The organism is Stutzerimonas kunmingensis (assembly GCF_032106285.1).
Classification (GTDB): Bacteria; Pseudomonadota; Gammaproteobacteria; order Pseudomonadales; family Pseudomonadaceae; genus Stutzerimonas; species Stutzerimonas kunmingensis_B.
The window spans coordinates 1-19,956 of sequence record NZ_DAMCPO010000010.1 but is presented as its reverse complement, the minus strand read 5'-3'; the positions used below and the strand labels follow the sequence as shown (position 1 = coordinate 19,956).

The following is a 19,956-nucleotide window of genomic DNA, read 5'->3' as shown; positions in this document are numbered from 1 at the left end:
TGTTTGGTAAGTTCAGTTGGTCAATCTCGGCGCCCATGGGCCCGATACTGCGTTGCTGCTCCTTACCATAGCCCGCTATGACACGTCGCAGCGCCCTGTCTTGGAGCCATGTTCATCCGAACTTGCCTCAACCAACTCACCGCACAAGGCCACTAGACCTTCGGTGGCGCATGGATGTTGCCGGGTTTCGGCCGCGGCGCGATTCGCCGGGAGGAGGCTTCTGCGCGAACTGCTCTAGGCGCGGGTAGCCGCCGAGCCACCCCAGGGGTTGGCTTCCAGGCTGTTGTGCACGGCGGTCGCGGCCTGCGCGGCCTGGCCGATAGCGACGCTGATCTGCTTCAGACCCATGGTCACGTCACCGATCGCATAGAGGCCGCGTAGCGAAGTCTGCCGATGTTCGTCCACATTGACGCCGCCGCACTCGTCGCAGTCGAGGCCGAGCTGCACGGCGAGTTCGGAGCGAAAGCGCGCACCGAGACTGGGGTAGATGATGTCAAAGTGGTGCCGCTCGCCGCGACAGGTCAGCAGTTCGATGCCGGTCTCGCAGGGGTGCAGGGACTCGACGCGGTCGCCGATCAGCCGGATGGCGTAGTGCTCGGCCAGGGCAATGGCCTGATCGCAGGCATCCTGCTCGCCATGCACGATCACGGTGACCCGGTCGGTGAAGGTGCGCAGGAACACCGCGTGGGTGATGGCGCTTTCCGCCTCGCCGTAGACCGCGACGTTGTCGCCATCGACCTCGTAGCCGTCGCAGATCGCGCACAGCCGCACCTTGCCTTCGTCGATGGCCTTTTCGACGCCGGGCATGTCCGGCAGCGTGTCCTCGATTCCGGTGGCGAGAATGATCCGCCGCGTTATGCACAGTCGATCGCCGTAGCGCACGCTGAAGCCTTCGGCGTGGGACTCGATGTGATCGACGTGGCCCTGTTCGAGGCGGGCGCCATAGCCGCTGGCCTGTTCGCGCAGCCTTGCCAGCAGGTCGTTGCCGTTGATGCCCGGTGGAAAGCCCGGGTAGTTGCGCGAGCGCGGAATCCACGAAGCCCGGCTCGAGCCGGCGTCCACCACCATGCAGCTGCGTCGGAAGCGCGCCAGGTACAGTGCCGCGGTGAGGCCCGCGGGGCCGCCGCCGACGATCAGGCAGTCGATCACGATGGGTTGCGGGTCGGTTTGTGCGGGCGTCATTGCATTGGCCAGTGGCGGGGCGTTGCCAGTAGAAGCCGGCGGCGGCGATAAAGTTCGCCGAGGTTGAGCGATGCAATGTTCGGTTTTGAGAGCTGGTCGGAGCTTCGAGCCTTGTGCCAGAGCCGCTGATGGCCAACACTTCGCTGCTCGATGACCGGGCATATCCAACCGATACTGAACAGTCACCGCCATTCCAATAAAGATCAGCCTGCGAATTCGTTCGCCGTGCGCTGATCCCGCGCTACACATCTCGGCAACGCCCTACCAGGCGTGGGCTGAACCACATCCAATCGCAAAACCACTCGAACGGAGCTCACGAGGCGCCGTGCCGAGCTCATTTCCCGTGGGGGTAAAAAGTTGTTCAAGTCTCTGGTTGTTGCGCCCTGTGCGGCGCTGTTCCTGCTGCTGTCGCCAGTCATCACGCAAGCCGCGGAACCCATCGTCATCAAGTTCGCCCACGTGGTCGGCGACGACACGCCGAAGGGCAAGGGCGCGCTGCTGTTCCAGAAGCTGGTGCGCGAGCGCCTGGCCGGCCAGGTCGAGGTCGAGGTGTACCCGAATTCGACGCTGGTCGGCGACGCCGACGAGATGCAGGCACTGCTGGACAACAAGGTGCAGATGCTGGCGCCCTCGCTGTCCAAGTTCATCGAGTATTCGCCGAAGCTGGAAGTGTTCGACCTGCCGTTCCTGTTCGACGACGAGGCGGCCGTCGCGCGCTTCCAGAAGCGCGAAACCAGCCGTGAGCTGCTGCGCTCGATGGCCGATCGGGGCATCTACGGGCTGGCCTACTGGAATAACGGTCTCAAGCAGCTGTCGGCCAATCAGCCGCTGCGCAATCCGGCCGATGCGGCGGGTCTGGCGTTCCGTATCCAGCCGTCGCCGGTGCTCGAGGCGCAGTTCGCCGCGGTGGATGCCAAAGCCGTGCGCCTGCCGTTCTCCGAGGTGTCCAAGGCGATGCAGAGTGGCACCGTGCAGGGCACCGAGGGGCCCTGGTCGAACATCCGCGGACAGAGCGCCAGCAGCCAACAGAGCTATGTCACCGAAACCAACCATGGCGTGCTCAACTACATGCTGGTGACCAACTCCAGGTTCTGGACCAGCATTCCCTTTGCGGTGCGCTCGGAGCTGGACGGCATCCTGCTCGAGGTCACCCAGACGGTGAACGCCGAGGCAGCCTCGATCAACGCGCGTGAACGCGAACAGCTGCTCGCCAGTGGCGGCACCACGCTGGTCACCCTGACGCCAGAGCAGCGCCAGGCCTGGCGGGCGAAGATGCAGCCGGTGTGGAAGTCGTTCGAGGCGCAGATCGGCAGTGACATTCTGCGCGCGGCACTGACCGTCAATCGTCGCTGACCCGACCGCTCCGGCCTCTGCTGCCGGAGCGCTCCCGCGGGCCCTGTGGCAAAGCCTGCCAAATTACGACCAAAGTCTCGTTTTGAGAGCTGGTCGGGCTTTTTCGGCCTTGTGCCGCACGCGTTGATCACTAAGACTTTCGTCTGGCTGGCGACGGCTCTCGCGCCGATTTCCTCGCCAGCCGCATTCCAATAAAGGCCAGCCGGCGACTGCCACACGCGCTGATTTGGCCGCCTCAGATAAAAGACCGGCTGCGCGCCTGCGCCAGGCCAGGCCTTATCAAAATCGATCAACTACTCGAACGGTGCTCACGAGGCGCCTTCGGGCTTTTCCCGTTGGGGGTCAGATGTACAAGTCTTGTGTCGCTGCGCTGATCGCAGCCCTGTATTGGTTGAGTGCTCCGGCGATGGCCGCCGATGCGCCGATCGTCATCAAATTCGCCCACGTGGTGGCGGACGACACGCCCAAGGGCAAGGGCGCGCTGCTGCTCAAGCAGCTGGTCGAGGAGCGCATGGCAGGCAAGATCAAGGTCGAGGTCTATCCGAACTCGACTCTGGTCGGCGATGCCGAGGAGATGCAGGCACTGTTCGACAACAAGGTGCAGCTGCTGGCGCCGTCGATGTCGAAGTTCGCGCCCTACACCAAGAAACTGCAGCTGTTCGACCTGCCCTTTTTGTTCGATGACGCCGAAGCGCTGCAGCGTTTCCAGAAGCGCGAGGCGGCGCGTGAGCTGCTGCGTTCGATGGCGGCCCATGGCGTCTACGGCCTGGCTTACTGGAACAACGGCCTGAAGCAGCTATCCGCGACCACACCGCTGCGCAAGCCGAGCGATGCCAGCGGGCTGGCGTTCCGCATCCAGCCGTCGCCGGTGCTCGAGTCGCAGTTCGCCGCCGTCGGTGCCAAGCCGGTCGTGCTGCCGTTCGCCAAGGTCTATGAATCGCTCAAGGGCGGTGTGGTCCAGGGCGCCGAGAATCCCTGGTCGAACATCCTCAGCCAGAACATGCACAGCGTTCAGCCATACATCACCGAGAGCAACCACGGCGTGCTCGACTACATGCTGATTACCAACAACGATTTCTGGTTGAACATGCCCTTCGCCGTACGCTCGGAGCTGGAGGGCATCATTCTCGAGGTGACCCAAGCGGTGAACCGAGAGGCCGCGGCGGTGAATCGCCGCGATCGCGAGCGCATTCTCGCCAGCGGCAGCAGTCAGCTGATCACCCTGACGCCGGAAGAACGCCAGGCCTGGCGCGAGCAGATGTTGCCGGTCTGGAAAACCTACGAAGCGGAAATCGGCGCCGACCTGATTCGCGCGGCCATGACGGTCAACCGTCGCCGTTGATCCTTCCGTCCAGTTCGCCGGCAAGGCAGGCCGGCGAGCTGGGACGCTCCAGTCGCTGCATTTCCTCCTCCAGCCATTCGGCCAGAACCTGAGCATTGTTCTGACGCTCGTCCTGCGCGGCGTAGATCAGCGTCAGCGTGCCTCGGCCGGCCATCTCCAGTAGCGCCCACCAGTGTTCGGGGTGGCCGGCCAGTTCGTCCCGATAGCGCTGGCGAAACGTCGCAAACCCGATCTCCCCGCCCTTGAACGCCTTGCGCAGTGCCGTGGAAGGCGCCAGGTCCGGCAGCCATGCGTGCAGCGCCAGGGTGTCCTTGCGGCAACCCCTTGGCCACAACCGGTCGACCAGTATGCGCTGGCCGTCTTCCAGCGACGGTGGTTCGTATGCGCGTTTGCACTGAATCATCAGTACCTCCGGAGCCTGCCTCTGAGTCTAGGTAAAAGATACTGCCGCGCCAGGGTTAAAAATACTCTATCAATGGTTTTTATGACTTATAACTTGCTGGTCATATCTACCCTTAATTTTTTATCTATCTGATTTTGTTGGGTTAAATATTGGGCACGCTTCGTGAAGAAGAGAATGGGTGCAACTCATTACTCGATAGGAGCGTGACATGAAAAAGACAATGGTTCTGATGGCAGCAGCAGCGATTCTGGCAAGCGGTCTGGCCAGCGCAGACGAGGTTCTGGAAGTGCACGAGGATCGCGCGGTCGGTGGCGGTTTCGGTGGGCTCAGTGGCTTCATGCTCGGAGCTGCGGCGGGTGGCCCGGTCGGGGCGCTGGTCGGTGGCGGCATCGGCTACCTGATGGGGCAGGGCGCGCAGCAGGCTGCCGGACTCGAACAGACGCTGTATGTGGTCAAGCGCGAAGATGGCAGCGTTGCTCGCATTCGTACGTCCGATGACCGCTTCCTGCAGGGGCAGCACATCGAACGGGACGGCGCGCGGATCACCGCGGCGGCGAAATGACGGCGGGCAGGTAGTCCCGCGGCGGGTTGTTGGGGGATGATCGCGGCTGACTGACACCGAGGAGGCGCTGATGAGTTATTCCGTTCTGCACGTGGTGCATCTGCTGGCCGCGATCTTCTTCATCGGCACGCTGTTCTTCGAGGTGATGATCCTTGGCCGCATCCGTCAGCAGGTCGGCGAGCAGACCATGCCGCTGGTGGAGCGTGCGGTCGGCGCACGTTCGCGGGTGGTGCTGCACTGGGTGGTGCTGTTCGTCTACGGTGCCGGCATCGGCCTGGGCTGGTATCACCGCCAGGCGCTGGCCGATCCGTTTGCCAGCAGCTTCGCCACCTTGCTGGCGCTGAAAGTTCTGCTGGCGATCGGCGTGTTCTTCACCTTCGGCCTGGTGGCGATCCTGCTGCGCAAGGGGCATATGACGCCGGCGCGCTACCGTGCCATCCACTGGGCGATCCTGCTGCAGATGATCGGTATCGTGCTGCTCGCCAAGGGCATGTTCTACCTGCACTGGTGAGGTTGCGCTGCATACCAGTTTTGCCAGTCGCAGTCATGATCAGGGTCAATTCGGCTGGGGCTTCGCTCCGTGCTTATCGGGCCTGATTCAGTCGCCGCAGCCTCGTTGCTTTAGCGGCAGCGGGGGCTAAGGTGGCTGCATCGTTTCCCGATCAGCAGAGGTTAGCTATGGATTTCGCCTACAGCCCACGCGTCGAGGCGCTGCGCCAGCAGCTGCGCGCCTTCATGGACCAGCACATCGTGCCGCGCATCGGTGCCTGGCACGCGGAGGTGGCGGCCGGGCAATACCCGGTGTCGTTCATGGACGACCTCAAGGCGCTGGCCCGTTCGGAAGGGCTGTGGAATCTGTTCCTGCCGTCGCTCGGCGAAGACGAGCCGGGCATGGGGCTGAGCAATCTCGAGTACGCGCCGCTTGCGGAAATCATGGGGCGCGTGCACTGGGCTTCGGAAGTGTTCAACTGCAACGCACCGGACACCGGCAACATGGAGCTGCTGCACATGTTCGCCACCCCCGAACAGCGTCAGCGCTGGCTCACGCCGTTGCTCGAAGGCGAGATCCGCTCGGCCTTTGCCATGACCGAACCGGACGTGCCGTCTTCCGACGCTACCAACATCCAGACACTGATCCGTCGCGACGGCGACGACTACGTGATCAACGGTCGCAAGTGGTTCATCACCAACGCCTCGCATCCCAACTGCAAGCTCCTGATCGTCATGGGCAAGACCGACCCAAACGCCGAGACCCATCAGCAGCAGAGCATGATCCTGGTGCCGTTCGACACACCCGGTGTCGAGCTGGTGCGTAACATCCCGGTGATGAACCACATCGCCCCGGAAGGTCACAGCGAACTCCTGCTGCGCAATGTGCGGGTGCCGGCGAGCAACCTGTTGGGCAGGGGGGGCGACGGTTTCATGATGGCGCAGGCGCGTCTGGGCCCGGGGCGCATTCATCACTGCATGCGCTCGATCGGCATGGCCGAGCTTTCGCTGGAACTGATGGTCGAGCGCTGCCAGGAGCGCAAGGCGTTCGGCAAGTACCTGCAGCAGTATTCCAATGTCGCCGACTGGATCGCCGAGTCGCGTATCGAGATCGAGCAGGCGCGACTGCTGGTGCTCAAGACCGCCTGGATGATCGATGAGGTCGGTGCCAAGGCGGCGCGCAAGGAAATCTCGATGATCAAGGCGCTGGTGCCGCGCATGCACATCAACGTGGTCGACCGCGCGATCCAGGTCTACGGCGCCATGGGTCTGACGCCGGACACGCCGCTGGCCGACATGTGGACCGGCGGCCGCGCGCTGCGCTTTGCCGACGGCCCGGATCAGGTGCATCTGCGTAGCATCGCCAGGATGGAAATCAAGGCCAGTGAAGCCACGCGCGGTGCGACGGCAGCCTATCTCACACCGCCGGGCCGCCACTGAGCGCGTCACCTCCCTCCGGCTGCGCCTGCATGGGCGCAGCTCCCGCTCTGGGCGCTATCCGCGCCGCCTCGCTCGCTTTTTTTGTGCAATGACCTAGGCTGGTCATTACAACGTCTTTGTTCACGGTCATGGTGTTCTTTTGACATGGGACAACGAAACCAGTCGCCGGGGGAGTCCTTGATTGCAATCAAGGGGAGGCATGTAGAGGCTCACCTACCATCCGCTTACGCCAACCGTACAAGCAGGTAACTCGATGGCTTCCCGTGAAATTTGGTCGCCGGCCGGTACGTTCAGTACCTGGGTCAAGGGCTTTGTCATTCTGCTGATCCTGAGCGTCTGCGCATCGTCGCTGCAGGCCAGGGAATATGAAGCCGAGCAGCAGCGCCTCGACAAGTTCTTCCCCGGTGCCAGTCTCTCGGCAGCCGAGGGCGACTATCAGGTCCGAACGATCACCAAGGGTGACGAGGTACTCGGCTACGCCTTTCAGTCCATCAATGTGGTGGACATTCCTGCTTATTCCGGCAAACCCATCAACATGCAGGTGCTGCTCGATCCGCAGGGTGTGATCGTCGATGCCTATGTGCTTGAGCACCATGAGCCGATCCTGCTGATCGGCATTCCCGAAGAAGAACTGCACGCATTCAACGCCAAGTACCAGGGCATCCGAGTCGATCAGCGCGTCGTGGTCGGTCGCTCCCGGGACGAGAATGCGGTCACCATCGATGCCGTCACCGGTGCCACCGTCACGGTGATGGTGGTCAACGAGATCGTCATGCGCGCCGCCCACGATGTCGCGGTGTCGCTGGGGCTGGTGGAAGACAATGCCGGCATCGCGCAGAAGCCGGCGACCATCCGCCAGGATTACTACGAAGAGGCCACCTGGAGCGAGCTGACCGGCAACGGCGCGATCCGCCGCCTGCACCTGACCAAGGGCGACATCGACGAGGCGTTCAAGGGCACCGAGGGCGAAGGCATCGACGAGGCCACGGCCGATGAGGTGCAGGACACCTTCATCGACCTCTACGCCACCCATCTGAATCCGCCGACCATCGGCCGCGCGCTGCTCGGCGACGCGCACTACCGCACCCTGATGGACGAGCTCAAGCCAGGCGAGCACGCCGTCGCGGTGATGGGCAGCGGCGAATACTCGTTCAAAGGCTCGGGCTATGTGCGCGGCGGCATCTTCGATCGGGTGCAGCTGCGCCAGTTCGGCAACGTCATCAGCTTCCGCGACATGGACTTCCAGCGCCTGGACGACGTGTATGCCGACGGCATTCCGGATTTCAGCGAGATGGCGGTGTTCATCGTCCGTGAGCACGCCGCGTTCGATCCAGGTTCGCCCTGGACGCTGGAGCTGCTGGTGCGCCGCCAGATCGGCCCGGTCAGCGGCATGTTCACCAGCTTCGAACTGCCGTATCAGATGCCCGAGCAGTACATCGAACGCCCACAGCCTACCGCCGAGGAACTGGCCGCCATCGAGGAAGCCAACCGCCCGGTGTGGGTCAACATCTGGTACCAGAAGTCGTTCCAGATCGGCGTGATCCTCGCGGCGCTGGGCCTGCTGACGGTCATCCTGTTCCTGCAGGACAAGTTCACCCAGCGGCCGGAGTTCCTGCACTGGCTGCGCCGTGGCTACCTGGTGTTCACCGTGGTGTTCATCGGCTGGTACGCCCTCGGTCAGCTGTCGGTGGTCAACGTGCTGACCTTCACCCATGCGCTGTTCCAGGACTTCCGCTGGGAGCTGTTCCTCTCCGATCCGGTGATCTTCATCATCTGGACCTTCACCGCCGCCAGCATTCTGCTCTGGGGCCGTGGCGTGTTCTGCGGCTGGCTGTGCCCGTTCGGTGCGCTGCAGGAGCTGATCAACGAGGCGGCACGCAAGCTGAAGGTTCCGCAGTACGAGCTGCCCTTCGCGGTGCACGAGCGGCTCTGGGCGATCAAGTACATCGTCCTGCTGGTGCTGTTCGGGCTCTCGCTCGAGTCGATGATGATGGCCGAGAAGGCCGCCGAGGTTGAGCCGTTCAAGACCGCCATCACCCTCAAGTTCGACCGTCAGTGGTGGTTCGTCGCCTACGCGGTGTTCCTGCTGGTGATCAACATCTTCACCCGCAAGGTGTACTGCCGCTACGTCTGCCCGCTGGGTGCGGCGCTGTCGATCAGCAGCAAGGTCCGCCTGTTCGACTGGCTCAAGCGGCGCCCGGAATGCGGCAGCCCCTGCCAGCTGTGCGCCAAGGAATGCGAGATCCAGGCCATCCATCCGGATGGGCACATCAACCACAACGAGTGCCACTACTGTCTGGACTGCCAGATGACCTACCACAACGAGAACAAGTGTCCTCCGTTGGTGAACAAGAACAAGCGCAAGAAGCGCGAGAAGCCGGCCCCGGCCGACGCCAACCTGATTCCCGTCGTTGAAGTCGTTGAACCCTGAGTGCCCGCCGCCGGCGAGTCGCTCGCAACCAACACACCCCTGTGTTTGTGAGTCAAAAGGAGCAACACCCCATGAGTGACAAGAGCAAGAATCCAGAGACCCTGGAAAAGGGCGGCCTGAGTCGCCGCAGCTTCCTCGGCGCCTCCGCGATGACCGGTGCGGCCGTGGCTGCGACGGCCTTCGGCGGCGCGGTGATGACGCGTGAATCCTTTGCCGCCGCCGCCAAGGAAGCACGTTCCAAGATCGAAGTCGGCCCGGGCGAACTGGACGAGTACTACGGCTTCTGGAGCGGCGGCCACCAGGGCGAAGTGCGCGTACTGGGCGTGCCGTCCATGCGCGAGCTGATGCGTATTCCGGTATTCAACGTCGACTCGGCTACCGGCTGGGGTCTGACCAACGAAAGCCGCGCCATCATGGGCGAAAGCGCCAAGTTCCTGAACGGCGACTGCCACCACCCGCATATCTCCATGACCGACGGCAAGTACGACGGCAAGTACCTGTTCATCAACGACAAGGCCAACAGCCGCGTTGCACGTATCCGTCTGGACATCATGAAGTGCGACAAGATGATCACCGTGCCGAACGTGCAAGCGATCCACGGTCTGCGTCTGCAGAAGGTGCCGCACACCAAGTACGTGTTTGCCAACGCCGAGTTCGTCATCCCGCACCCGAACGACGGCAAGGTCTTCGACCTGCAGGATGAAAACAGCTACACCATGTACAACGCCATTGATGCGGAAAGCATGGAAATGGCCTTCCAGGTGATTGTCGACGGCAACCTCGACAACACCGACGCCGACTACACCGGCCGTTTCGCCGCAGCCACCTGCTACAACTCGGAGAAGGCCTTCGATCTGGGCGGCATGATGCGCAACGAGCGCGACTGGGTGGTGGTGTTCGACATCCACGCCATCGAGAAGGCCATCAAGGCCGGCAAGTTCATTACCCTCGGCGATTCCAAGTCTCCGGTGCTCGATGGTCGCAAGAAGGGCGACAAGGACAGCGAATTCACCCGTTACATCCCGGTGCCGAAGAACCCGCACGGCTGCAACACCTCGTCCGACGGCAAGTACTTCATCGCTGCCGGCAAGCTGTCGCCGACATGCTCGATGATCGCCATCGACAAGCTGCCCGACCTGTTCGCCGGCAAGCTGGCCGATCCACGTGACGTGGTGGTTGGTGAGCCGGAGCTGGGCCTCGGTCCGCTGCACACCACCTTCGACGGTCGCGGCAACGCTTACACCACGCTGTTCATCGACAGCCAGGTGGTCAAGTGGAACATGGAAGAAGCGGTGCGTGCCTACAAGGGCGAGAAGGTCAACTACATCAAGCAGAAGCTCGACGTGCACTACCAGCCTGGTCACCTGCATGCGTCGCTCTGCGAAACCAACGAAGCCGACGGCAAGTGGTTGGTGGCGCTGTCCAAATTCTCCAAGGACCGCTTCCTGCCAACCGGCCCGCTGCACCCGGAAAACGATCAGCTGATCGACATTTCCGGTGACGAGATGAAGTTGGTGCATGACGGCCCGACCTTCGCTGAACCGCATGACTGCATTATGGCCCGCCGCGACCAGATCAAGACCAAGAAGATCTGGGACCGCAACGATCCGTTCTTCGCGCCTACCGTCGAGATGGCGAAGAAGGACGGCATCAACCTGACCACCGACAACAAGGTCATCCGCGACGGCAACAAGGTGCGCGTGTACATGACCTCCATGGCGCCGGCGTACGGTGTGCAGGAATTCACCGTCAAGCAGGGCGACGAAGTCACCGTGGTCATCACCAACATCGACCAGATCGAGGACGTGTCCCACGGCTTCGTCATGGTCAACCATGGCGTGAGCATGGAGATCAGCCCGCAGCAGACCTCTTCCATCACTTTTGTCGCTGACAAGCCGGGGCTGCACTGGTACTACTGCAGCTGGTTCTGCCACGCGCTGCACATGGAAATGGTCGGCCGCATGATGGTCGAGCCGGCGTAAGCTGCTCCAGCCATCGCCCGTTTGCGGTCGGGCGATGGCATCGCCATTTCGCGAAGGGCTTCGGCACGCTGCCGCGGCCCTTCCGGCAACCGCGGTTCGCCTGCAAGCTGAAGAAGGTCAAAACGCAGTGTTCAAAGCTCAGGCTGATTTTTTTTCGCGATATCCCGCAGCAGTCACGCTGTTGCTTTTTTTGAGTGGTGCGGCTCAGGCGGCACCGCAATCCATCACAACCCTGCCGCTGCAGTCCGACGGTGAAAATCGCTGGCGCCTGCCTGCCGGGGAATATCAGGGTCAGTTCAGCATCGCGCAATCAATGCAGCTGCGTTGCGAACCGGGTGCCGTCATCCGATCCCAGGGCCAGGGCAGCAGCCTGCTCATCAGTGCGCCCGACGTCGTCGTCGAAGGCTGCACGCTGCGCGACTGGGGTTCCGATCTCACCGCGATGGACTCGGCGGTGTTCGTCCTGCCGGCCGCGCCTCGGGTGCTGATTCGAAACAACCGCATGCAGGGGCCGGGCTTCGGCGTTTTCGTCGATGGCGCCGCCGATGTGCAGGTGATCGGCAACGAGATCGACGGCGAAGTGAACATTCGCTCGCAGGATCGCGGCAACGGCATCCACCTGTTTGCGGTAAAAGGCGCACGCATCGTCGGCAATCACGTGCGCAACTCGCGCGATGGCATCTACATCGATACCTCCAACGGCAATCATCTGGAGGCCAATGTCCTCGAGGATCTGCGTTACGGCGTGCACTACATGTTCGCCAACGACAACAGCGTGATCGACAACATCACCCGCCGTACCCGCACCGGTTACGCGCTGATGCAGAGCCGCAAGCTGATCGTTACGGGGAACCGCTCCGAGCAGGATCAGAACTACGGCATCCTGATGAACTACATCACCTATTCGACCATCACCGGCAACTTCGTCAGCGACGTGCAGCGTGGCGATACCGGTGGCGACAGCATGATCAGCGGTGGTGAGGGCAAGGCGTTGTTCATCTACAACTCGCTGTTCAATACCATCGAGAACAACCATTTCGAGAAAAGCTCGCTGGGTATCCACCTGACCGCCGGCTCCGAAGACAACCGCATTTCCGGCAACGCCTTCGTCGGCAACCAGCAGCAGGTCAAGTACGTCGCCACCCGCACCCAGGAGTGGTCGGTGGATGGTCGCGGCAACTACTGGAGCGATTACCTGGGCTGGGACCGCAATGACGACGGGCTGGGCGATGTCGCCTACGAACCCAACGACAACGTCGACCGCCTGCTCTGGCTGTATCCACAGGTGCGTCTGCTGATGAACAGCCCGAGCATCGAAGTGCTGCGCTGGGTGCAGCGGGCCTTCCCGGTGGTCAAGTCGCCGGGCGTACAGGACAGCCATCCGCTGATGAAGCTGCCCACTGAAAAACTCCTTACTGACAAGCAGGAACCAACGTCATGAACGCCGTCGAGATCCAGGGCGTAAGCCAGCGTTACGGCAGCATGACCGTGCTGCACGATCTGAACCTGAACCTCGGTGAAGGCGAAGTGCTGGGGCTGTTCGGCCATAACGGTGCGGGCAAGACCACCAGCATGAAGCTGATTCTCGGCCTGCTCGCGCCGAGCGAGGGCCAGGTGAAAGTCCTGGGCCGTGCGCCGAACGATCCGCAGGTGCGCCGCCAGCTTGGCTACCTGCCGGAGAACGTGACCTTCTATCCGCAGTTGAGCGGCCGCGAAACCCTGCGCCATTTCGCCCGCCTGAAGGGCGCCGCGCTGAGCCAGGTGGATGAGCTGCTCGGGCAGGTCGGCCTGGCCCATGCCGCCGATCGCCGGGTGAAGACCTATTCCAAGGGCATGCGCCAGCGTCTCGGCCTGGCCCAGGCGCTGCTTGGCGAGCCGCGTCTGCTGTTGCTCGACGAACCCACGGTTGGCCTTGACCCGATCGCCACCCAGGACCTCTACCTGCTGATCGACCGCCTGCGTCAGCGCGGCACCAGCATCATTCTCTGCTCCCACGTGCTGCCGGGCGTCGAGGCGCACATCAACCGCGCGGCGATCCTCGCCAAGGGCCGCCTGCAGGCCGTCGGTAGCCTGTCGCAACTGCGTGCCGAGGCCGGGCTGCCGGTGCGCATCCGTGCCAGTGGCGTCAGCGAGCGCGACAGCTGGCTGCAGCGTTGGACCGATGCCGGGCACAGCGCCCGCGGTCTCAGCGAATCGAGCCTGGAAGTGGTTGCGGTCAACGGCCACAAGCTGGTGCTGCTGCGCCAGCTGCTGGGCGAGAGCGAGCCGGAGGACATCGAGATCCACCAGCCGTCGCTGGAAGACCTCTATCGCTATTACATGGAGCGCGCCGGTGATGTGCGCGCCCAGGAGGGTCGCGTATGAACCAGGTCTGGAACATCGCCCGCAAGGAACTCAGTGACGGCCTGCGCAACCGCTGGCTGCTCGCCATCAGCCTGCTCTTCGCGGTGCTGGCGGTGGGTATCGCCTGGCTGGGCGCCGCGGCCTCCGGCCAGCTTGGCTTCACCTCGATTCCGGCGACCATCGCCAGCCTGGCCAGTCTGGCCACCTTTCTCATGCCGCTGATCGCGCTGCTGCTGGCCTATGACGCCATCGTCGGCGAGGACGAGGGCGGCACGCTGATGCTGCTGCTGACCTATCCGCTGGGGCGCGGGCAGATCCTGCTCGGCAAGTTCGTCGGCCACGGGCTGATCCTCGCCCTGGCGGTGCTGATCGGCTTCGGCTGCGCGGCGCTGGCCATCGCCGTGCTGGTCGAAGGCGTCGAGCTCGGCATACTGTTCTGGGCGTTCGGCCGCTTCATGATCTCCTCGACGCTGCTCGGCTGGGTGTTTCTTGCCTTCGCCTACGTGCTCAGCGGCAAGGTCAATGAGAAGTCCAGCGCCGCCGGGCTGGCGCTCGGGGTGTGGTTTCTCTTCGTGCTGGTGTTCGATCTGGTCCTGCTTGCGCTGCTGGTGCTCAGCGAAGGCAAGTTCAACCCGGAACTGCTGCCCTGGCTGCTGCTGCTAAACCCCACCGACATCTACCGCCTGATCAACCTGTCCGGCTTCGAAGGCAGCGGCAGTGCCATGGGTGTGCTGTCGCTGGGCGCCGATCTGCCGGTGCCGGCCTCGGTGCTCTGGCTATGTCTGCTGGCCTGGATCGGCGTGTCGCTGCTGCTGGCGTACGGCATCTTTCGCCGGCGCCTGACCTGACTTCCATGAATCGAAAAGGAAATCCCTCTATGAACGCACTGCATCGCATCGGCGCCGGAACGCTCCTGGCCATGTTGCTCGCCTTCGGCCTGGCCGGCTGCGGCGAGAAGGAGGAGGTCCAGCAATCGCTCGAGCCAGTGGCCTTCCATGACTCCGACGAGTGTCACGTGTGCGGCATGATCATCAGCGACTTCCCCGGGCCCAAGGGCCAGGCGGTGGAGAAGGGCGGCGTGAAGAAGTTCTGTTCCACGGCCGAGATGCTCGGCTGGTGGCTGCAGCCGGAGAACCGTCTGCTCGATGCCAGGCTGTATGTACACGATATGGGCCGTAGCGTTTGGGACAAGCCGGATGACAGTCACCTGATCGACGCAACCAGCGCCTACTATGTGATCGGTACGTCGCTCAAGGGCGCCATGGGGGCGTCGCTGGCGACCTTCGCCGAAGAGCAGGCCGCCATGCGCCTCGCCGAGGAACACGGTGGCCGGGTATTGCGTTTCGAACAGATCGATCAGGCGCTGCTGCAGGAAGCAGCGAGCATGCAGCACGGCGGCATGCACGAGCACATGCCCAGCGATGCACACAACGCACACCAGGGGCACTGAGACCTACTCAGTGGCCGTAACCAGTCTTCCGACACATTCGAGGTAAGCACAATGATGGGTATCAGCGTCTGGCAACTTCTGATCATTCTTCTGATCGTCGTCATGCTGTTCGGCACCAAGCGCCTGCGCGGCCTGGGCTCCGACCTGGGCAGCGCGATCAGCGGCTTCCGCAAGTCGGTCAGTGATGGCGACAGCGTCACCCAGGCCGAGACGGTCAAGCAGGAAATCAAGTAAGCACAGCGACCACTTCGCTCGGCCAGCCTCCCCTAACACGGCGCTTGCGCGCTGCCGGGGAGGCGCATGCCCGTCGCCGTTGAGAGCCGCCCAAGCGGCTTCAATGCTCGATAATCGTGGCCGTTTCGCACCGCAACGGTGCGTCTGCAGGCGGTCTCCGGGCGCCGACCGTCACTTTCCCGCCGCCTCCGCGAAAATCTGATCGCAATCAAGTCTGTTGATGGCGCCTACCCTGTAGAAAGTAATCCTGGCTCCTGTAAACGGGAGCGATCATTCGTCCGGCGCGCGTTCGTTGTGCTGCCGGACATAGAAAGTCTGGAGGCCCTTCCGTGCAAGTTATCGATCGGCGAAAAGCCCTGAGTGTTCCGCCTATCTGGCGGCTCGCCTTTCGCCCCTTCTTTCTCGCCGGCAGCCTGTTCGCGCTGTTGGCGATTCCGCTCTGGGTCGCCGCGTGGACCGGGCTGTGGCCGGGCTTTCAGCCCACCGGTGGCTGGCTGGCCTGGCATCGTCACGAAATGCTGTTCGGTTTTGCCATGGCAATCGTCGCCGGCTTTCTGCTCACCGCGGTGCAGACCTGGACCGGCCAGACGGCCCCGTCCGGCAATCGCCTGATGGGGTTGGCAGTGATCTGGCTGGCGGCGCGTCTGGGCTGGCTGTTCGGCCTGCCGGCGGTATGGCTGGCGCCACTCGATCTGCTGTTCCTGCTGGCGCTGGTCTGGATGATGGGGCGGATGCTCTGGGCCGTACGGCAGAAGCGCAACTACCCGATCGTGGTGGTGCTGACGCTGATGTTCGGCGCGGATGTGCTGATCCTGGTCGGCCTGCTGCAGGACAACGATGCGCTGCAGCGCCAGGGCGTGCTCGCCGGGCTGTGGCTGGTCGCGGCGCTGATGGCGCTGATCGGCGGCCGGGTGATTCCGTTCTTCACTCAGCGCGGCCTGGGCAAGGTCGAGGCGGTCAAGCCCTGGGTCTGGCTGGATGTCGCCCTGCTGGTGGGCACCGGGATCGTCGCGCTGCTGCACGCCTTCGGCGTCGCCCTGCAGCCGCATCCGCTGCTGGGCCTGCTGTTCGTCGCCATCGGCGTCGGCCATCTGCTGCGCCTGGCGCGCTGGTACGACCACGGTATCTGGAAGGTCGGCCTGCTCTGGTCGCTGCACTTGGCGATGCTCTGGCTAGTGGTCGCGGCATTCGGCCTGGCGCTCTGGCATTTCGGTCTGCTGGCGCAGTCCAGCCCTTCGCTGCATGCGCTGAGCGTCGGCTCCATGGGCGGATTGATCCTGGCGATGATTGCCCGCGTGACCCTCGGCCACACCGGCCGGCCGCTGCAGTTGCCGGCGGGCATCATTGGCGCCTTCGTGCTGTTCAATCTGGGCACGGCCGCGCGGGTATTTCTCTCCGTCATCTGGCCGGTCGGCGGTCTGTGGCTAGCGGCGGCCTGCTGGGCGGCGGCCTTCGCCCTGTATGTCTGGCGCTACGCGCCGATGCTGGTCGCACCGCGGGTCGACGGCCATCCGGGCTGAGCACCGAATCGTTTCACCGGGGCAGGTGCCCGTCGCGCCTGCCCGTCAATACCAAGCCTTAGAACCGCTGCCGCGAGGCGGCTTGTGACTCGGCGTGCGCCGAGCTCGGAGATGATGATGAAAAGCGAGTTTCAGGATCGTCTGGCTGTCGTCACCGGCGCCAGTTCCGGAATCGGTCTGGCGTTGTGCGCGGCCTTGCTGCAGCGCGGTGCTCGGGTGCTGGCGATGTCACGCAGCATCGGCGGTCTCGAACCGCTGCTGGAAACCCACGCCGACCAGCTGCAGTGGCTGAGCGGCGATGTCACCTCGGCTGAAGATCTGGCCCAGCTGGCGCGCCGTGCCGCGCAGATGGGACCGGTGCACTACCTGGTGCCCAACGCCGGTATCGCCGAGCTGGCCGATGGCCTGGACATGGCCGCCTTCGATCGGCAGTGGGCGGTCAATGGCGCCGGTGCGCTGAACACCTTCGCTGCGTTGCGCACCGAGCTGGCCAAGCCGGCCTCGGTGGTCTTTGTCGGCACCTTCCTGATCCGCTCGACCTTCCCCGGGCTGGCGGCCTACATCGCCAGCAAGGCGGCGTTGGTGGCGCAGGCGCGCACGCTGGCGGTGGAGTTCGCGCCGCTGGATGTACGCATCAACATGGTTTCGCCCGGCCCGACCGCCACCGCCATCTGGGGCTCGCTGGGGCTCAACGACGATCAGCTCGAAGCGGTCGCCGAGGGCGTCACCAAGCGTCTGTTGCCGGGGCATTTCCTCGAGTCGGCGGCGGTGGCCAACGTCATCCTGTTCCAGCTGTCCCAGGGCGCGCGCGGCGTGTTCGGCCAGGACTGGGTGGTGGACAACGGTTACACCATCAACTGAGGTGTAGCGCATGTGGTTCAAGTGGAAGAACAGCGCGACGCGCCTGGAGCAGGAGCTGAATGCGCTGCAGGCCAGTCACGCCGAACAGGCGGCGCGCGTCGTCGCGCTGGAGCAACAGCTGCAGGCGGCAGAGGCTGCCAGCCAGCAGCGCCAGCGACAGCTCGACTATTACCGGGGCGTGTCGGAAAGGCTGATTCGCTTCAGCACCTCCGTGTCCCATCTCGGCGAGTCGTTCGAGTTTCTCACCGGGCAGTTGGGCGACAACAAGGCCCGTGCCGGCGAGGTCGCCGCCGCGGCGCTGAGCAACCAGAAGCATTTCGGCGAGCTGCAGGGCAAGGCCGCCGAGATGGAGGACGGCCTCGGCCTGGCCTCGCGCAAGGTCGATACCCTTGCCGAGCGCTCGCAGGAGATCAACGGCATCGTCGATCTCATCAGCGGCATCGCCAGCCAAACCAATCTGCTGGCGCTGAATGCCGCGATCGAGGCGGCGCGTGCCGGCGAGGCCGGGCGTGGTTTCGCAGTTGTCGCCGGGGAGATTCGCAGCCTGGCGGAAAAGACCGCGCTGGCGACCGATGACATCGTGCGCAAGATTGGCGAAGTGCAGGCCGAAATCCGCAATGTGCATGACTACATCCAGCTGCAGGGCAGCCACGCCAAGGGCTTCAGTCGAACCACCGAGGTGGCGGTCGAGGCGATGCATACGCTTTATCACCTGGCCGGGGCGATGCGTGGCAGCAGCGCCGCGTCTTCCTTCCGTGCCGGCATCGAGCTGGCCAATCTTGACGAGCTGTCACTGAAGTTCGTGGTGTACAACCACCTGCTGAGCGACCAGGCGCAGCCGATTCCGCAGTTGCCGAGCGAGCGCGACTGTCGTTTCGGCCGCTGGTATTACGGCGAGGGCAACCGCGACATCCAGGCGCTAGACTGCTTCCGGCAGATCGAGCGGCCTCACACGGCGGTGCATGCCCAAGGGCAGGCGGCACTCGATGCATTCGCTCAGGACGCCCTGGAAACCGCGCTGCGCCACCTGGGGCAGATGGAGGAAGCCAACCTGGAGGTGATGCGTATCGTCACGGCCGTGGTCGATCAGTACGAGAAAGGGGCGAGTCGCGCGGCCTGATGGCACAGACGCCCGCGTTTTCGCTCGTGATGTCGTTGGTGCAAAAATATTGCGCTTATCGAGCAATACTATTCGTTAGATAACATTTAAAGCGCCGCAGACAATGCGCACGCATTCCGTCTGCGCGGCAATCCGCCGCGCTCGATATGAACCGATCCCAGGAGGAGCGGCGAGCGGATGCGGCGTGCCGGTCCGTCGACCTTTGCCAGCGCTGCGCTGGCAGATCTCGATGTTCGTTTCCTGGCGCCCGCGTCGGCCGCCTGGCGAGCATGAGCGAACTGCAAAACAGTCCCGAACCGATTGCCTACAACTACCACGTGGTGCGCCAGTTCACCCTGATGACGCTGGTCTGGGGTGTGCTCGGCATGGGCCTCGGCGTCTTCATCGCTGCTCAGCTGGTGTGGCCGCAGCTGAACTTCGACCTGCCCTGGACCAGCTTCGGCCGGCTGCGACCGATTCACACCAATCTGGTGATCTTCGCCTTCGGTGGCGGCGCGTTGTTCGCCTCGTCCTTCTACATCGTTCAGCGCACCAGCCATGCCCGGCTGATCTCCGATCGGCTGGCGGCGCTGGTGTTTTGGGGCTGGCAGGCAGCCTGCGTGGCAATGCCGATCAGCTACGCACTGGGCTACACCACGTCCAAGGAATACGCCGAGATGGAGTGGCCGATCGCCCTCTGGGTGACGCTGATCTGGGTGCTCTACGCCTATCTGTTCTTCGGCACCATCGCCCGCCGGCGCATCCGGCACATCTACGTCGGCAACTGGTTTTTCGGCGCCTTCATCATCGTCACCGGCATGGTGCACATCATCAACCACGCGCTGGTACCGGTGGGGCCGCTCAAGTCCTACTCGCTGTATTCGGGCGCCACCGATGCGATGGTGCAGTGGTGGTACGGGCACAGCGTGGTGGGCTTCATCCTCTCGGTCGGCTTTCTCGGGATGATGTATTACTTCGTGCCGAAGCAGGCGGGGCGGCCGATCTACTCGTACCGCCTGTCCATCGTGCATTTCTGGGCGATCATCTCGATCTACATCTGGGCCGGCCCGCATCATCTGCACTACACCGCGCTGCCGGACTGGGCGCAGAGCCTGGGCATGGTGATGTCGATCATCCTCCTGGCGCCGAGCTGGGGCGGCATGATCAACGGCATGATGACCCTCTCCGGTGCCTGGCATAAGTTGCGCACCGACCCGATCCTGCGCTTCCTGGTGGTATCGCTGGCGTTCTACGGCATGTCGACC

At 63.5% G+C, this 19,956-nt stretch carries 18 protein-coding genes; 16 read left to right on the top strand and 2 right to left on the bottom strand.

Features of this window, described 5'->3' with window-relative positions; translation table 11 throughout:
• Positions 1-234: 234 nt before the first annotated feature.
• A complete protein-coding gene (locus RT582_RS09895) occupies positions 235-1,182 on the bottom strand; it encodes an NAD(P)/FAD-dependent oxidoreductase (protein WP_313477274.1) in 948 nt (315 codons plus the stop codon).
• Positions 1,183-1,539: 357 nt separating this feature from the next.
• On the opposite strand from RT582_RS09895, the gene RT582_RS09890 reads away from it, so the two are divergent.
• Positions 1,540-2,535 (top strand): TRAP transporter substrate-binding protein, encoded by a 996-nt coding sequence (locus RT582_RS09890; RefSeq protein WP_125896826.1) that lies wholly within the window; start codon positions 1,540-1,542, stop codon positions 2,533-2,535.
• Positions 2,536-2,881: 346 nt separating this feature from the next.
• Positions 2,882-3,877: a TRAP transporter substrate-binding protein gene (locus RT582_RS09885; protein WP_313477273.1), complete on the top strand. Its 996-nt coding sequence runs from the start codon at positions 2,882-2,884 to the stop codon at positions 3,875-3,877.
• Here RT582_RS09885 and RT582_RS09880 read toward each other — a convergent pair.
• Positions 3,861-4,280 (bottom strand): DUF488 domain-containing protein, encoded by a 420-nt coding sequence (locus RT582_RS09880; protein ID WP_313240898.1) that lies wholly within the window; start codon positions 4,278-4,280, stop codon positions 3,861-3,863. The genes RT582_RS09885 and RT582_RS09880 overlap by 17 nt on opposite strands.
• Before the next feature lie 208 nt (positions 4,281-4,488).
• On the opposite strand from RT582_RS09880, the gene RT582_RS09875 reads away from it, so the two are divergent.
• The 14 genes from RT582_RS09875 to RT582_RS09810 form a co-directional block, all read left to right on the top strand.
• Positions 4,489-4,842, top strand: coding sequence for a hypothetical protein (locus RT582_RS09875; protein ID WP_041016025.1), 354 nt, complete (start codon positions 4,489-4,491; stop codon positions 4,840-4,842).
• Between the two features lie 70 nt (positions 4,843-4,912).
• Positions 4,913-5,353, top strand: coding sequence for a CopD family copper resistance protein (locus tag RT582_RS09870; protein WP_179485718.1), 441 nt, complete (start codon positions 4,913-4,915; stop codon positions 5,351-5,353).
• A gap of 167 nt (positions 5,354-5,520) precedes the next feature.
• Positions 5,521-6,771 carry an acyl-CoA dehydrogenase family protein gene (locus RT582_RS09865; protein ID WP_313477272.1) on the top strand — a complete coding sequence of 417 codons (1,251 nt, stop codon included), beginning with the start codon at positions 5,521-5,523 and terminating at the stop codon, positions 6,769-6,771.
• A gap of 253 nt (positions 6,772-7,024) precedes the next feature.
• The gene (gene nosR, locus RT582_RS09860) at positions 7,025-9,202 is read left to right on the top strand and encodes a transcriptional regulator NosR (RefSeq protein ID WP_313477271.1); all 2,178 of its coding nucleotides are present in this window, start codon (positions 7,025-7,027) and stop codon (positions 9,200-9,202) included.
• Between the two features lie 71 nt (positions 9,203-9,273).
• Positions 9,274-11,184, top strand: coding sequence for a TAT-dependent nitrous-oxide reductase (nosZ, locus tag RT582_RS09855; protein WP_313025920.1), 1,911 nt, complete (start codon positions 9,274-9,276; stop codon positions 11,182-11,184).
• A 127-nt stretch (positions 11,185-11,311) separates the two neighbouring features.
• A complete protein-coding gene (locus RT582_RS09850; protein ID WP_313477270.1) occupies positions 11,312-12,625 on the top strand; it encodes a nitrous oxide reductase family maturation protein NosD in 1,314 nt (437 codons plus the stop codon).
• Positions 12,622-13,548, top strand: a complete 927-nt coding sequence (locus RT582_RS09845; RefSeq protein WP_313477269.1) for an ABC transporter ATP-binding protein — start codon at positions 12,622-12,624, stop codon at positions 13,546-13,548. Before RT582_RS09850 ends, RT582_RS09845 begins: the two co-directional genes overlap by 4 nt.
• A complete protein-coding gene (locus RT582_RS09840) occupies positions 13,545-14,375 on the top strand; it encodes an ABC transporter permease (RefSeq protein ID WP_228208231.1) in 831 nt (276 codons plus the stop codon). The genes RT582_RS09845 and RT582_RS09840 overlap by 4 nt, the downstream gene beginning before the upstream one ends.
• Positions 14,376-14,404: 29 nt before the next feature.
• Positions 14,405-14,977: a nitrous oxide reductase accessory protein NosL gene (locus RT582_RS09835; RefSeq protein ID WP_228208232.1), complete on the top strand. Its 573-nt coding sequence runs from the start codon at positions 14,405-14,407 to the stop codon at positions 14,975-14,977.
• A gap of 51 nt (positions 14,978-15,028) precedes the next feature.
• A complete protein-coding gene (tatA, locus tag RT582_RS09830) occupies positions 15,029-15,211 on the top strand; it encodes a twin-arginine translocase TatA/TatE family subunit (RefSeq protein WP_014819159.1) in 183 nt (60 codons plus the stop codon).
• A 329-nt stretch (positions 15,212-15,540) separates the two neighbouring features.
• Complete coding sequence (locus RT582_RS09825; protein WP_042927105.1) at positions 15,541-16,731, top strand: NnrS family protein; 1,191 nt, start codon at positions 15,541-15,543, stop codon at positions 16,729-16,731.
• A gap of 117 nt (positions 16,732-16,848) precedes the next feature.
• Entirely contained in the window at positions 16,849-17,592 is a 744-nt protein-coding gene (locus tag RT582_RS09820) for an SDR family NAD(P)-dependent oxidoreductase (RefSeq protein WP_313477321.1), read from the top strand.
• Positions 17,593-17,602: 10 nt separating this feature from the next.
• Positions 17,603-18,712, top strand: coding sequence for a methyl-accepting chemotaxis protein (locus RT582_RS09815; protein WP_313477268.1), 1,110 nt, complete (start codon positions 17,603-17,605; stop codon positions 18,710-18,712).
• A gap of 269 nt (positions 18,713-18,981) precedes the next feature.
• Positions 18,982-19,956: cbb3-type cytochrome c oxidase subunit I (locus RT582_RS09810; RefSeq protein ID WP_313477267.1), on the top strand; the 975-nt coding region annotated here is incomplete at its 3' end.